This window comes from Ensifer adhaerens (genome assembly GCF_002007205.1).
GTDB lineage: Bacteria > Pseudomonadota > Alphaproteobacteria > Rhizobiales > Rhizobiaceae > Ensifer > Ensifer adhaerens_D.
Map to the genome: position 1 here is coordinate 768,452 of NZ_LAZS01000006.1, position 13,669 is coordinate 782,120.

Consider the following 13,669-nt stretch of genomic DNA (forward strand, 5'->3'; position numbering starts at 1 on the left):
TCAGTTCTTGAACGGGATGAGCGCGCGCAGCCGCGGGTCTCTAAGCCACAGACCGCCCCAGGCGATCACACCCAGATAGAAGCCGAAGAGCAGATGGGTGAAAAGCGGGCTGCCGGCCCTTAGATGCGTTGCCATGGCGCCCCCGAGATAGCCCGTGAGCAGAATGGCGCCGAGGATCGAGGTTCGCGGGATCACGTAAAGCACCGTGCACAGCAAGGTGAGAATGCCGAGAAACCGCGCAAGGCCCTGATCGGCGGGATAGCCGAGCGCGACCATGGTTTCGGTGACGACGGCAAGCGGCACGAGCTTGATGACGGCATCGAAGACCAGGAAGGCGACAAGCACGCCGCTGAGAAAGCGGCCGAGGATGATCGACTTTGCCGTTGGGGCGGGCAGAGCAAGGCTGGTGTTCATGGATATCTCTCCTTGGATTCCGTTGTCGATCCAAGGACGAAGTCGCGTGAGGGATCCCGACAGAGGCCGTCAGATTTTTCTTTCGGAAAGCTCGATGCTCGGCGCTTCATCGAGCTTGTCGAGTTGCATGCGGATGTAGGCGCATTCGGCCGCATTGGTGGCAAGCGCGATCGCATGGTCGAAGGCGACGCGCGCCTCGCGGACTTTGCCGAGCTGCTTCAGCAGGTGGCCGCTCAGGCCATGGAAATAGAAATAACCGGACAGCTTTTCGGCCAAGGGCGCGATCATTGCGAGTGCGGCTTCGGGCCCCTGGCGCTTCGAAACCGCCACGGCGCGGTTGAGCGTGATCACCGGAGAGGGCTGCAATCGTTCGAGCGCCTGGTAGAGCAGGTCGATCTGCGCCCAATCGGTCTCTTCGGCGCGCTCGGCACGGGCGTGCAGCGCGGCGATCGCCGCCTGAATCTGGTAGGCGCCCGGCTGACGGTGGCGCATTGCCTTGTCGATCAGGGCCAGTGCCTCGTCGATCAACGGACGATCCCACAGGCTGCGGTCCTGGTCTTCAAGCAGGATGACGGCGCCATCCGCGTCGAAGCGGGCGCGCGCCCGCGAATGCTGGATCATCATGAGCGCCGTCAGCCCCATGATCTCGGGCTCGGCCGGAAAGAGCTGCAGCAGCAGGCGTCCGAGCCGGATCGCCTCCTGGCACAGGTCGGCCGATACGCTTTCCGGGCCGTTCATCGCCGAATAGCCCTCGTTGAACACGAGGTAGATCATCGTCGCGACGGCGGCGAGCCGGTCGGCGCGGTCAGCCGCGTCGGGCGTCTCGAAGGCAAGACCGGCGGCCGCGACCCGCGACTTCGCACGAGTGATGCGCTGTTCCATCGCCGCCTCGCTGACCAGGAAGGCGCGGGCGATCTGCTTGACCGAAAGGCCCGAAACGATGCGAAGCGCCAGCGCGATCTGCTGCGTTGCCGGCAGTGCCGGATTGCTGCACACGAACAGCAGGCGAAGAATGTCGTCACGATAATGGGAGCCGTCGAGCTGGTCGGCGAGCGCGCCCTCCCGATCCTCGAGGTCGGAGAGAATCTCCTCCGGCGGCAGCGTCGTCTCGCGGGAGTGGCGGCGGACCTTGTCGATGCCGCTGTTGCGGCCGACGAAGATCAGCCAGGCGGCGGGGTCGCGCGGCGGGCCACTCTTCGGCCAGGTTTTCAAAGCCCGGATACAGGCCTCCTGAAACGCTTCTTCGGCGGTGTCGAGGTTGCGGAAATAGCGCAACAGCGCGCCCACAGCCTGCGGCCGGGCCGAAACGAGTGCGAGGTCTATCCAGGCTGTGTCTGTCATGAAGCAAGCTCACTGGGTTTGTAGATGGCAAGGGGGCGGATTTCGTAGGAGCCGGCCGATGGGTTGGCAGTGCCGAGGTCACGGGCAAATTCGAGCGCCTCGTCGAGAGACACACAATCGATCACGAAAAAACCGAGCAGTTGCTCCTTGGTTTCGGCAAAAGGGCCGTCGGTGATGATGGTCTCGGCATGGCTGTGCCGAAGCGTCGTCGCCGAGATCGTCGGCATCAGCCGGGCGATCGGCCCGAGTTTGCCGGCTTCGGCATATTTGCGCTCGACTGCCGCCATGTCACGCATCACTCTTTCGTCCTCCTCCTTGCTCCAGGTGTTGGTGACATTTTCGTTATTGTAGCAAAACACGGCGTAAAGCATGGAACTCTCCTGCTCCTGAAATAAAGACGGTGGCGGCAAGGAATAGCCGACAACCCGGATGAAAAAAACATGGCCGGTAGTGCTCTCGCCTACCGGCCCGCAATACGTGTGGATGGAAACGCTCAGACGTTTTCGCGGCACTCTAACGTGGGGTCGACGGCCGGCCTTTGGAAGAGGCGGATAAGCCGACCGTCGATCGCCGCAAGACCGGCCGCAATCAACGTCATGCCCAGGAAATGCTTCGGCTCCAGCGTCTCGCCAAGGAACATGGCGCCGAGCAGAATGGCGCTGACCGGAATGAGGAAGGTGACGAGCATCAGGTTGGTGACCCCGGCCGTTTCGAGAATGCGGAAGAACAGGACGTAAGCGAGTGCGGTGGAAATGAGCGCTATGCCGATGATCGCAGCCCAGACGTCGAAGCCGGGCATCGGAAGCGTCCAGGGATGGTCGATCAGCAGAGACAGCGGCACCAGCATGATGCTCGATGCTGAGACCTGACCGGTTGCCGTCACGATTGGCGCGACACCCATGCGCTTGAAGCGACGGGCAAAGACGCCGGCGAGCGAGTAGGAAAGGGCAGCGCCGAGAATGGCGACCTGAGCCAAGAGGTTGGAGCCAAGCCCGCCGAGCGCCGCCGGGCCGATCATCATCGCCACGCCGAGGAAGCCGACGACGACGCCGGCGAAACGATTGGCCGTCAGCTTCTCGTCATCGGTCAGAAGGTGCGCCACGATGACGCCGAAAAGCGGTGTGGTGGCGTTCAGGATCGAGGCAAGGCCGCTTGCGATATGCGTCTGCCCCCAGACGATCAGCGAGAAGGGGATGAGATTGTTGAGCAGCCCCATGCCGAAGAAGGCCAGCCACACGCGCGGATCGCGCGGCATCGACAGTCCCATCAGACGAATGAAGGCGAGCAGCGCGAGCGCCGCGAGACTGACCCTGAGCGCCACGATCGTGACCGGAGGCAGCGCCTTGACGGCAACGCCGATGAAGAAGAAGGAGCCGCCCCACAGAATGGACAGCAGGATCAACATGCCCCATTCCCGGGCGCCCATGACCTTGGCCTGCGTTGCTTGCACCATGACCGTAACCCTCGTTTGTTTGTTCAGCTAAAGCATTGTGGCTTCGACCACCTTGACTTTGCATCAATATTCTCAGGATATTAAGCACCCAACAAACGATCATTTCTCGACACATGATTGAGTTTGGCTAAACCATGGCTACATTCCTTCCCTCCCTCGCCTCGCTGCGCGCCTTCGAGGCGGCGGCGCGCCATTCGAGCGTGACGAAGGCCGCGCACGAGCTCAACGTCACCCCCGGCGCGGTCAGCCTGCAGGTGCGCGAACTGGAGCAGACGCTCGGGGTGACGCTGTTTGACCGTCGGCCGAGACAGCTGGTGCTGACCGAGGATGGCAGCACCTATTTTGCGACGCTCAGGCGCGCCTTCCGGATGATGCGCGAGGCCACCGAGGAACTGACGGCGCGCAAGCGTGCGCCGGTGCTGACGGTAAGCTGCACGCCCACCTTTGCCGCCCAATGGCTGGTGCCGCGCATTGGCGCCTTCGAGCTGCAGGTGCCTGGCATCGACGTGCGCATCAGCACCACCAACCGGTTGACGGATTTCGACAGCGACGGGGTCGATGTCGCCATCCGCCATGGGCTCGGCCGCTATGACGGGCTTGTGAGCGAACGCCTGATCGACGACGACCCGGTCCCGGTCATCCATCCGGCGCTCAGGGCCAAGAAGCCTCTCGACAGGCCAGAGGATCTCGCGAGCCATGCACTGCTGCATGACGTGCACCGCCAGGATTGGCGGCTATGGCTGGACGCAGCCGGGGTCGAGGGGGTGGATCCGGGGCGCGGACCGGTCTTCGTCAACAGCAACGGCGCCATCGACGCGGCCAAGGCCGGCGATGGCGTGGCGCTGGTTCGCCTGTCCCTGGTGGCGCGGGAGCTCGCAGACGGCATGCTCGAGGCCCCCTTTCCGGAGGGCGTCATGACCGGCCTCGCCTACCATCTCGTCTATCCGCCGGCCGCGCTCGATCGGCCGCCGGTCGTCGCCTTCCGCAGCTGGATCATCACGGAGGCACGCGCCCAGCAGGCGATCGAGGATCCGGCCGCCGGGACACCGCACAAGCTCGCGGCACAAGCGCAACGCTGAACGAAAAAGGGCCCGGAATCCGGGCCCTTTTTTAAGACAGTCGGGATCGACTATTCGTTGATCAGGCGCTTCAGCAGCTCGATCTCATGGCTGAGCTTGGTGTCGCCGGAGATCAGCTCCTCGATCTTGCGCACGGCGTGCAGCACGGTCGTGTGGTCACGGCCGCCGAAGCGACGGCCGATCTCCGGGAAGGAGCGCGGCGTCAGCGTCTTCGACAGATACATGGCGATCTGGCGCGGCTTGACGATGACGCGGGTACGACGGTTGGAGACGAGCTCCTGGCGCGAGACGTTGTAGTGCTTGGCAACAACGCGCTGGATGTCCTCGATGCGGACACGACGCGGCTCGCCGGCATTGACGAGGTGACCGAGCAGTTCATCGACGCGCTCGATCGAGAGCTGCGGCTCGAAGGACCGGCGGAACAGGAGCTGGTTGAAGGCGCCTTCCAGTTCGCGGCCGCTGGCGGTCACGTTGCGTGCCACATGGCTGAGGATTTCGCCGGGAATGTCGAGCGAACCGTCGTCCTGACGGGCCGTGTCCAGGCGACGCTTCAGCATTTCGAGCCGCATGTCGTAGTCCGGGCCGTCCATCTCGATGGCGACACCGCCCTGGAGACGCGAACGGACGCGGCTGTCGAGCGATTCCAGCTCCCACGGCGCGCGGTCGGCGGCGACGACGACCTGCTTGGCGGAATCGAGCAGCATGTTCAGCAGATGGCAGAACTCGTGCTGGATCGACTTGCCCTGCAGGAACTGCATGTCGTCGATGATCAGGAGGTCGATGTTGCGCAGCGACTCCTTCAGCGACAGCGCGTCGTTGTCGCGGATCGCGGTGGCGAAACGCCACATGAAGTATTCGGCCGTCAGATAGACGACACGCGGTGCACGCGCGCTCTGCAGCGCCTGGATGGCGATTGCCTGCAAGAGGTGCGTCTTGCCGAGGCCGACGCTCGAATGGATGAAGAGCGGATTGAACCGCACCGCACCGGCGCCGGCTTCCGCGATCGTCCGGGCAGCGGCAAGCGCCACGCGGTTCGAGGAACCCTCGACGAAGCTCTCGAAATTGTAGCGCTGGTCGAGCGGCGAGCCGAAGAGCGGCGCCTGGGTCGGCCTCTGCACGCTGGCGATGGTCGCCGCGGCAACGGTCGCCACCGGCTGGGCGGCGGCCGGGCGGCGCGCCGGCTGAGCCGGAGCTGCATCTGCCGCCTGCGGCAGCGTTTCTTCCTGGGTGGTCGGACGGGCGCCACGGGTTGCCGTGCGCACCAGGATCTCGACCTTCAGAATCTCGCCGTCTTCCTGCTGGAAGATCGAGGTGATGAGGTCGAGATAACGGTTGTTGATCCAGGACTTCAGGAACGTGGTCGGCACCGAAAGGCGCACGACGCTCTTAGATACGGAGTGAAGCTTCAGACGCCCGAACCAGCTTGCAAAGACATCCGGACCGACTTGAGCTTTGAGACGCGCACTTACCCGCTCGAACAGTGCGTCGTTCCTCATGTCGAATTTTTCCCCCGCCGCCTGAGATAGATTGCTTCCGGCTTGAAATGCGTCTCCTTCTTTCTGAAGTGCGCCCGCCGTCACCAAATTCATCTGCATTTTGCCGCCTTCCAATTCATGTTCAGATGCCGTCATCGCTGCCGGCCTCATCTCTTATGTCCGTCGCCCGCGGCGCCCATGAGGGCCATGCCGCTTTCGCCGAACGTCACAGTCGCAGACAAAGCCGGGCTCCTCATCTCCCGCCTCGCTGCGCGCTACGCGCATCCACTTGCCGTTTCGGGCAGGCAGATGTCCCCTCGCGCCTATCGTCAACAATCCTCCGGTGCGCTCCCGCACCGTCCCGGATCCTCCTCCTCGTCAACGGCTCTCCGCACCCTCGTACGAAGCGATGAGCCGCGCGTTGGATCTTCGTCTCGCGTCCAGGCGCCGCTTGCACCCGTCATCGAGATCTCGGCGCCCCGTCACAATCACAGGACGAAAGTTTCTCGTCCGGAGTGGTATAACCATCCGGTTTTTCACCTTCGACTTGTATGATTGAACGACGTGGAGCCGCCCTGATACAAAGGACAGAAACATCGAAACCATTTCTTGGAAATGGCCTCTTTTGCTTCCTTTTACAGATGTGGTCCGTGTCCCCTGTGGAGGGCATTTAGGCAGGATCGCTGGGCAAGATCAATCGCGATTTTTACGCAACCTTAAGCGCTGGCCGTTGACTCTCTCGCCGCCATTTGCTTGCCGCATTCCGAGTCCGTGAAGAATCCCTGTTGAATCAAGGGTTTTGATTTTTCGCTCTTTGCTTAGCTGGCGAAAAAGAAAAAAAATAAAAATTCGCTTGACTCAGAATGGGCCCGAGAGACCCCCTGCCAGAGACATCCTTTTGATAAGGACCTCTCGCAAGCCATTGAAAAAATTACATTAATTTTGTCATCGCACTGACATAAGCAAAGATCGCCAGATTAACCATCGCGATGACAGAAGTATGAATCCGAAAAGCCCGGCGCAAGGGCCGGGCTCTCGATTAACAGATTTTTCTTAGCCGGATTAGGCCGAAAGCGACTTCACGCGCTGTGCAAGACGCGAAACCTTGCGCGATGCAGTGTTGGCATGCAGGACGCCCTTGGTGGCGGCGCGCATCAGCTCGGGCTGAGCTGCCTTGAGCGCAGCGGCTGCAACTGCCTGATCGCCCGTTGCGATTGCTTCCTCGACCTTGCGGATGAAGTTGCGAACGCGCGAACGACGGGCCTTGTTCACTGCGGTGCGGCGTGCGATCTTGCGGGTCGCCTTTTTCGCCGAAGTTGTATTGGCCATTGGTGCCTCTCTTCGAAAACTGACATGAACTCCGCCCTCGCCGTGCCGGGTCACTGCGACCTGTCATCAAAGCAATTCGGGAGTATTTCCGGAAAGCCCAGGATGGCGTTCCAAACTGAGGGCGGCGTATAGCGGGAAACGGCCGCCCCGTCAACGCGCAATTTCCGGAATCTGCGCGCTCCCCCTAGAGCTAGCGATGTTTGAACTCCGGCTTGCGCTTGGCGACGAAGGCGGCCATGCCTTCCTTCTGGTCTTCGGTCGCAAACAGCGAATGGAAAAGCCGCCGCTCGAAACGAAGGCCTTCGGCAAGCGTGACCTCCAGCGAGCGGCTCACCGCCTCCTTCGCCATCATTACCGCCGGCAACGAGAACGATGCGATCTTCTCGGCAGCCGCCAGCGCTTCTTCCATCAATTTGTCCGCAGCCACCACACGCGAAACGAGTCCTGCGCGCTCGGCCTCAGTCGCATCCATCATCCGGCCGGTTAGGACCAGGTCCATCGCCTTCGCCTTGCCGACGGCGCGCGTCAGGCGCTGGGAGCCGCCCATGCCGGGAATGACGCCGAGGGTGATCTCCGGCTGGCCAAACTTCGCCGTCTCGGAGGCGATGATGAAGTCGCACATCATGGCGAGCTCGCAGCCGCCGCCGAGCGCATAGCCGGAGACGGCGGCGATCACAGGTTTGCGGGCGGCTGCCACCTGGTCCCAGCCGCCGATGAACTCGCCGAGATAGCTGTCGACGAAATCGAGCGACTGCATCTCCTTGATGTCGGCGCCGGCGGCAAAGGCCTTCTCCGAGCCGGTCAAGACCACGGCGCCGACCTCCTTGTCGGCATCGAAGGCCTTCAGCACTGCAGCAAGCTCGCGCATCACGGTCGAGTTCAGCGCATTCAGCGCCTGCGGCCGATTAAGCGTCACCAGGCCGACGCGGCCGCGTGTTTCGACCAGCAGCGTTTCGTAGGTCATTCCTGTTTCCTCCGGTTCATGCGCCAGACCGCTAACGGGCCGGCGTTCATTTCTGGCAATGCGGACAATAGAAGGTCGAGCGCCCCGCCTGCACGATACGGGCGACCGTACCGTCGCAGCCGGGCGTGCGGCAAGCGTCTCCTTCGCGGTCGTAGACGGAGAAGGAGTGCTGGAAGTAGCCGAGCGAGCCGTCGGCCTGGATATGGTCCTTCAGCGACGAGCCGCCGGCGGCAATGGCATCGGCGATGACCTCGCGGATCGCATCCGTCAGCCGCAGCAGCCCGTCCTTCGGCTTGCCGCGCTTGTCGACGAGCGCGCCGGCAGGCTTCACCGGCGACAGGTGCGAGCGCCACAGCGCCTCGCAGACATAGATATTGCCGAGGCCGGCGATGTTCTTCTGGTCGAGCAGTGCCGCCTTCAGCGGCTGCGCCTTGCCGGAAAAGCGGGTAGCGAGATAGGCGGCATCAAGCAGGTTTCCGGTCGGCTCTTCACCGAGCGCGCGGAAATAGGCGTGGCTCGCCACCGTATCCCGCCGGGCGAGGTCCATGAAGCCGAAACGGCGCGGGTCGTTGTAGATCACCCGCACGGGGCCTTCGGCGCCAGCGAGATGGAAGATGACGTGATCGTGCTTCTCGTCCTTGCCGCGCGGGTGGTGGAATGCGCCCGGTGTCGCCCCCGCCTCGATGCGGAAGGAACCGGACATGCCGAGATGGGCGATGATCACGTCGCCGGCCTCGAGATCAATCATCAGATACTTGGCACGGCGCGACAGCGAGACGATGCGCTGGCCGGCAACGGTCGAGGAAAAATTCTCCGGGAACGGAAACCGCAGGTCCGGCCGGCGCAATTCCGCGTTGACGAGCAGCGCGCCCTCCATGGTCGGCGCCAGGCCGCGCTTGACGGTTTCGACCTCGGGCAATTCCGGCATGAATGCACTCCTTCGATCTCAGCCACCGGATGCGGTGGTTGGCATTTCCTTGGCGGCCTTCTTATCCTATAGGGGTGCGCTATGCCGCAGCCGCGGTCCCGCCCACGAGATAGCGCGTGACGGGCCTTTTCGCTATGGTGCCGGAAAAATTGGTTCAGGTGGAGTTTTTCGTATGACGGATCAGCGCGTATCGGCCGATGGCGGCATGGAAACATCCTTCGGTTTCCGCAACGTCGGTACGGGCGAGAAGCAGCCGCTCGTCAACGACGTCTTCCACAAGGTGGCCAAGCGCTACGACATCATGAACGACGTGATGTCGGCCGGCCTGCACCGCGCCTGGAAGGATGCGATGATCGCGGCGCTGAACCCACCGCGCCGCGAGGACTACAGGACCCTTGACGTTGCCGGCGGCACAGGCGATATCGCCTTCCGCATCATCGAAGCCTCCGATCGCAAGGCGCATTCAACCGTGCTCGACATCAACGGCTCGATGCTCGCCGTCGGCGCCGAACGGGCCGAGAAGAAGAAGCTTTCCGCCAACCTCGATTTCGTCGAGGCCAATGCCGAGGAACTGCCCTTCGAGGCAAACTCCTTCGACGCCTATACGATCGCCTTCGGCATCCGCAACGTGCCGCGCATCGACGTGGCGCTGAAGGAGGCATACCGGGTGCTGAAGCGCGGCGGCCGGCTCTTGGTGCTGGAATTCTCCGAAGTGGAGATGCCGCTGCTCGACCGCTTCTATGACGCCTGGTCGTTCAACGCGATCCCGAAGTTCGGCAAGCTGATCACCGGCGACGAGGCGCCCTACCAGTATCTGGTGGAATCGATCCGCAAGTTTCCGAACCAGAGGGACTTCGCGACGATGATCAAGGAAGCCGGGTTCTCGCGCGTCTCCTTTACCAATTACACCGGCGGCATCGCAGCGCTGCATTCCGGCTGGAAAATCTGATCCCGATGAGCACGCCTGGAGCATATGTCCGCCTCGCGCGGATCGGCTGGGTTCTCGTGCGCGAAGGCGTCGTGTCCGCCGTCCCGACAGAGCATCTGCCGCCCTTTGCCCGTCTTGCCCAGAAGGCCGCCGGCCTGTTGGCGCGCCGCAGGATACCCGGCGAGGAGCGCAGCGACCGCCTGTCGCGCGCCGTCGCCCGCCTCGGCCCCTCCTATGTGAAGATCGGCCAGTTCCTCGCAACCCGCCCCGACGTCGTCGGCGCGGAGTTTGCGGCCGACCTGTCGCTTTTGCAGGACAGCATGGCAACCTTCCCGCAAAAGGAAGCTATGGCCGCGATCGAGGGTTCGCTCGGCCGGACGGTCGACGATCTCTACGCCGAATTTTCCGAGCCGATGGCCGCCGCCTCGATCGCCCAGGTGCATCCGGCGATCGTGATGCGCGACAGCGGCCCGGAGAAGGTCGCCGTCAAGGTCATCCGCCCGGGCGTTCGCCAGCGCTTCGCCTCCGATATCGAGGCGATGTACCTCGTCAGCCACATGCAGGAACGTTTCCTGCCTTATACGCGACGGCTGAAGCCGGTCGAGGTCACCAAGACGCTGGAACAGACGACCAAGATCGAGATGGATCTTCGCCTGGAGGCAGCCGCCCTTTCCGAGCTTGGCGAGAACACCAAGGACGATTCCGGCTTCCGCGTGCCGAAGGTCGACTGGGAGCGGACCGGGCGCGACGTCGTCACCATGGAGTGGATCGACGGCGTCAAGATGTCGGATATCGAGGGGCTGAAGGCGGCGGGCCACGACCTCAACCTTCTAGCCGAAGTGCTGATCCAGTCCTTCCTGCGCCACACGCTGCGCGACGGCTTCTTTCATGCCGACATGCATCAGGGCAATCTCTTCGTCGACGATGCCGGCCATATCGTCGCCGTCGACATGGGCATCGTCGGCAGGCTTGGAAAGAAGGAGCGCCGGTTCCTCGCCGAAATCCTGTTCGGCTTCATCACCCGCGACTACCAGCGGGTCGCCGACGTGCATTTCGAGGCGGGCTACGTGCCGTCGCATCACGACGCGGCGAGTTTCGCCCAGGCGATCCGCGCGATCGGCGAGCCGATCCACGGTCAGCCGGCCGAGACCATCTCGATGGCAAAGCTTTTGACCCTGCTCTTCGAGGTCACCGAACTCTTTGACATGCAGACGCGGCCGGAGCTCGTCATGCTGCAGAAGACGATGGTGGTGGTCGAAGGGGTCGCGCGCACGCTCAACCCACGCTTCAACATGTGGAAGGCGTCCGAGCCGGTCGTCGGCAAGTGGATCCGCGACAATCTCGGACCCAAGCGCATCGTCGGCGATCTCCGCGACGGTCTGCATGCGGCGCTTCGTCTCGCTGAAGCCGCGCCTGAGATCGCCGCCCGCACGGAAAAATTCTCCAGCGAGATCATGGCGATGAGCGAGAACGGCCTGCGCTTCGATGCCGAGACCGCGCATGCGATCGGCAAAGCGGAAGCGAAACACACGCGTTCCGGCCGTATCGCGCTGTGGCTGATCGCCGCCACGCTCGTCTATATCGCCTGGCAGGTGACCTGATCCCGCCCGCGCCTTAGGCGGCGCGGCGGGCTTGTCTTTCTACCCACGCTTGCTATCCTGCCCGCATGGACAATCGCTCTATCCTCGTCATGGTGCTTTGCACGCATACCCCAGGGGTGTGCGGGAGACCTGTTGCGCTGAGTTAAGCGAAATGTCCCCCAACCAACCCTGCCGAGGCGAGCAGGGTTGGGACCTGTTTCCTCGGAGCAAAAGAGAGGAAACAATGACCGAGACAAACGATCCCTCAAAAATCAGTATCCGCGCGGCCCGCGTCATCGATTTCGAAGCGATCGCGGCGCTGATGAGCCAGCCGGGCATCCGCTCGGGTACGCTGCGCCAGCCCTTCGCCACCCCGGAACAGACACGCAAGTGGCTGGAGAACCTTTCGGACGACAGCATCGTCATCGTCGCCGAGCGCGCCGGTCGGATTCTCGGCATGGCCGGACTGCATCGCAGCAAGGGGCGCCGGCAGCATTCGGCAGCACTTGGGATCAGCGTCGACGACAACCATCGCGGCGAAGGCATCGGTAAGTCGCTGCTGACCGCCCTGATCGACGCCGCCGACAACTGGCTCGGCATCAGCCGCATCGAGCTTACGGTCTTTACGGACAACGAACCCGCGATCGCGCTCTACCGCAAGACCGGCTTCGAGATGGAAGGCACGCACCGAGCCTATGCGCTCCGGAACGGCGTGCTGGCCGACGTGTTCGCGATGGCCCGCATTCGTGCGCCTGCGGCGCCCAAAGCCGCTTGAGGGCCGCAAGGCTCGGCAACCGGCACAGACTGTGGCCGGCGGATTGCGATCCAGCGCAACCGCCGGCAGTATCCTGTTCCATCCGGAACTGCGAATATATCGGCACTGTGCGATCTTCTTCCCATGGATGACGAAGGCTCATCCCAACCCATCCGGAGGAGAGACCATCATGCGCAAGTTCATCGTCGCAGCCACTGTCGCCGTCGCCGCTGCCATCTCCTTTGCCGCGCCGTCGCAGGCCGGCGGCATTTCGATCGGCTTCGGCAACGGCTATTACGGCCACGGCTGGAACGGCCGTGTCGGCTACGTCGGCAGCTATTATGGCGGGCCCTACTACTACGATGGCGAGCCCTATTGCTTCCTGAGGACGGTGAAGCGCTACGACAGCTACGGCAACCGCTACTACAAGAAAATCCGCATCTGCCGCTAAGCGGCAGAATGAGGGAGGGCGCTTGAGAGCCCGGCCGCTTGCGGCCGGGCTTTTGTATTCCGACATCTGCCGTCGTCAATTCGATTCCGCTTTGCGGAAATCTGGTGTAGCTCAAATCGCAAGCCGCTTTTGAGTTCGCAATCGAGGAGGATCGGTCATGGATCTCGGCATCGCTGGAAAACGCGCGCTTGTGCTTGGCGGCAGCAAGGGACTGGGTCGCGGCATCGCCGAGGCGTTGACCGCCGAGGGGGTGTTGGTAGCCCTGACCGGCCGTGACGCGGCGTCAGCCGCCAAGGCAGCGAGCGACGTTGGTCCCTCGGCGCGCGGCTATGCCCTCGACCTCTCTAAGCCAGAAAGCCTCGACGGCCTGCTTGACCGGATCGAAGCCGATTTCGGCGCCATCGACATTCTCGTTCTCAACGGCGGCGGACCGCCGCCCTCGCCTGCCTCGGTCATCGAACCGGACTTCTGGCGTTCTCAATTCGAGACCATGGTGCTGGCCGGCATGCGCATCACCGGGCGGCTGTTGCCCGGCATGCGGGAACGCCAGTTCGGCCGCATCATCGCCGTCGCCTCCACCAGCATCCGCGAACCGATTGCCGGGCTTACCGCATCGAACGCGCTCAGAAGTGCTGTCGCCGGCTGGCTGAAGACGCTCGCTGGCGAGGTCGCTGCCGACGGCGTGACCGTCAACCTGCTTCTGCCCGGGCGGCTTGCCACCGACCGCACACTCAGCTTCGACCGGATGGACGCCGAAAGCGAAGGCGTCGATATCGCAACGGTCGCGGCGCGCAGCCAGAAGGAGATCCCGCTCGGGCGCTACGGCACGCCGGCAGAATTCGGGGCGGCCGCGGCCTTCCTTGCCGGACGCCAGGCAGGCTACATCACCGGCGTGGCGCTGCCCGTCGACGGCGGCCTCAGCCGCTCGATGCTCTGAAAAGGTTCAGGGTGCTTTTCGCCGGCACATGGTGTG

The 13,669-nt window shown here is 63.2% G+C and carries 14 protein-coding genes; 6 read left to right on the plus strand and 8 right to left on the minus strand.

Going from position 1 to position 13,669, the window contains the following annotated elements; genetic code table 11:
- The 4 genes from XB14_RS16330 to XB14_RS16345 form a co-directional block, all read right to left on the minus strand.
- Positions 1 to 414, minus strand: coding sequence for a DoxX family protein (locus XB14_RS16330; protein WP_077962621.1), 414 nt, complete (start codon positions 412 to 414; stop codon positions 1 to 3).
- A 69-nt stretch (positions 415 to 483) separates the two neighbouring features.
- Entirely contained in the window at positions 484 to 1,755 is a 1,272-nt protein-coding gene (locus XB14_RS16335; RefSeq protein ID WP_077962622.1) for an RNA polymerase sigma factor, read from the minus strand.
- Positions 1,752 to 2,126: a YciI family protein gene (locus XB14_RS16340; protein WP_077962623.1), complete on the minus strand. Its 375-nt coding sequence runs from the start codon at positions 2,124 to 2,126 to the stop codon at positions 1,752 to 1,754. The genes XB14_RS16335 and XB14_RS16340 overlap by 4 nt, the downstream gene beginning before the upstream one ends.
- A gap of 122 nt (positions 2,127 to 2,248) precedes the next feature.
- Entirely contained in the window at positions 2,249 to 3,208 is a 960-nt protein-coding gene (locus XB14_RS16345; protein WP_234804055.1) for a DMT family transporter, read from the minus strand.
- Between the two features lie 134 nt (positions 3,209 to 3,342).
- Here XB14_RS16345 and gcvA point away from each other — a divergent pair, with 134 nt between their 5' ends.
- Positions 3,343 to 4,287 (plus strand): transcriptional regulator GcvA, encoded by a 945-nt coding sequence (gene gcvA / locus XB14_RS16350; RefSeq protein WP_077962624.1) that lies wholly within the window; start codon positions 3,343 to 3,345, stop codon positions 4,285 to 4,287.
- A gap of 50 nt (positions 4,288 to 4,337) precedes the next feature.
- On the opposite strand, the gene dnaA is transcribed toward gcvA, so the two are convergent.
- The 4 genes from dnaA to mutM form a co-directional block, all read right to left on the minus strand.
- A complete protein-coding gene (dnaA, locus tag XB14_RS16355) occupies positions 4,338 to 5,783 on the minus strand; it encodes a chromosomal replication initiator protein DnaA (protein WP_234804056.1) in 1,446 nt (481 codons plus the stop codon).
- 1,041 nt (positions 5,784 to 6,824) lie between these two features.
- Positions 6,825 to 7,091 (minus strand): 30S ribosomal protein S20, encoded by a 267-nt coding sequence (gene rpsT / locus XB14_RS16360; RefSeq protein ID WP_034797494.1) that lies wholly within the window; start codon positions 7,089 to 7,091, stop codon positions 6,825 to 6,827.
- A 190-nt stretch (positions 7,092 to 7,281) separates the two neighbouring features.
- A complete protein-coding gene (locus tag XB14_RS16365; RefSeq protein WP_077962625.1) occupies positions 7,282 to 8,055 on the minus strand; it encodes an enoyl-CoA hydratase in 774 nt (257 codons plus the stop codon).
- A 46-nt stretch (positions 8,056 to 8,101) separates the two neighbouring features.
- A complete protein-coding gene (gene mutM / locus XB14_RS16370; RefSeq protein ID WP_077962626.1) occupies positions 8,102 to 8,983 on the minus strand; it encodes a bifunctional DNA-formamidopyrimidine glycosylase/DNA-(apurinic or apyrimidinic site) lyase in 882 nt (293 codons plus the stop codon).
- Positions 8,984 to 9,155: 172 nt separating this feature from the next.
- Here mutM and ubiE point away from each other — a divergent pair, with 172 nt between their 5' ends.
- From ubiE to XB14_RS16395, 5 genes are all read left to right on the plus strand, one after another.
- Positions 9,156 to 9,932 carry a bifunctional demethylmenaquinone methyltransferase/2-methoxy-6-polyprenyl-1,4-benzoquinol methylase UbiE gene (gene ubiE, locus XB14_RS16375; RefSeq protein WP_077962627.1) on the plus strand — a complete coding sequence of 259 codons (777 nt, stop codon included), beginning with the start codon at positions 9,156 to 9,158 and terminating at the stop codon, positions 9,930 to 9,932.
- Between the two features lie 5 nt (positions 9,933 to 9,937).
- Positions 9,938 to 11,512, plus strand: coding sequence for a 2-polyprenylphenol 6-hydroxylase (gene ubiB / locus XB14_RS16380; protein WP_077962628.1), 1,575 nt, complete (start codon positions 9,938 to 9,940; stop codon positions 11,510 to 11,512).
- A gap of 223 nt (positions 11,513 to 11,735) precedes the next feature.
- Entirely contained in the window at positions 11,736 to 12,266 is a 531-nt protein-coding gene (locus XB14_RS16385; RefSeq protein ID WP_077962629.1) for a GNAT family N-acetyltransferase, read from the plus strand.
- 169 nt (positions 12,267 to 12,435) lie between these two features.
- On the plus strand, positions 12,436 to 12,696 hold the full coding sequence (locus XB14_RS16390) for a hypothetical protein (RefSeq protein ID WP_077962630.1): 261 nt from the start codon (positions 12,436 to 12,438) through the stop codon (positions 12,694 to 12,696).
- A gap of 157 nt (positions 12,697 to 12,853) precedes the next feature.
- Positions 12,854 to 13,633: an SDR family oxidoreductase gene (locus XB14_RS16395; RefSeq protein WP_077962631.1), complete on the plus strand. Its 780-nt coding sequence runs from the start codon at positions 12,854 to 12,856 to the stop codon at positions 13,631 to 13,633.
- The last annotated feature ends 36 nt before the right edge of the window (positions 13,634 to 13,669 follow it).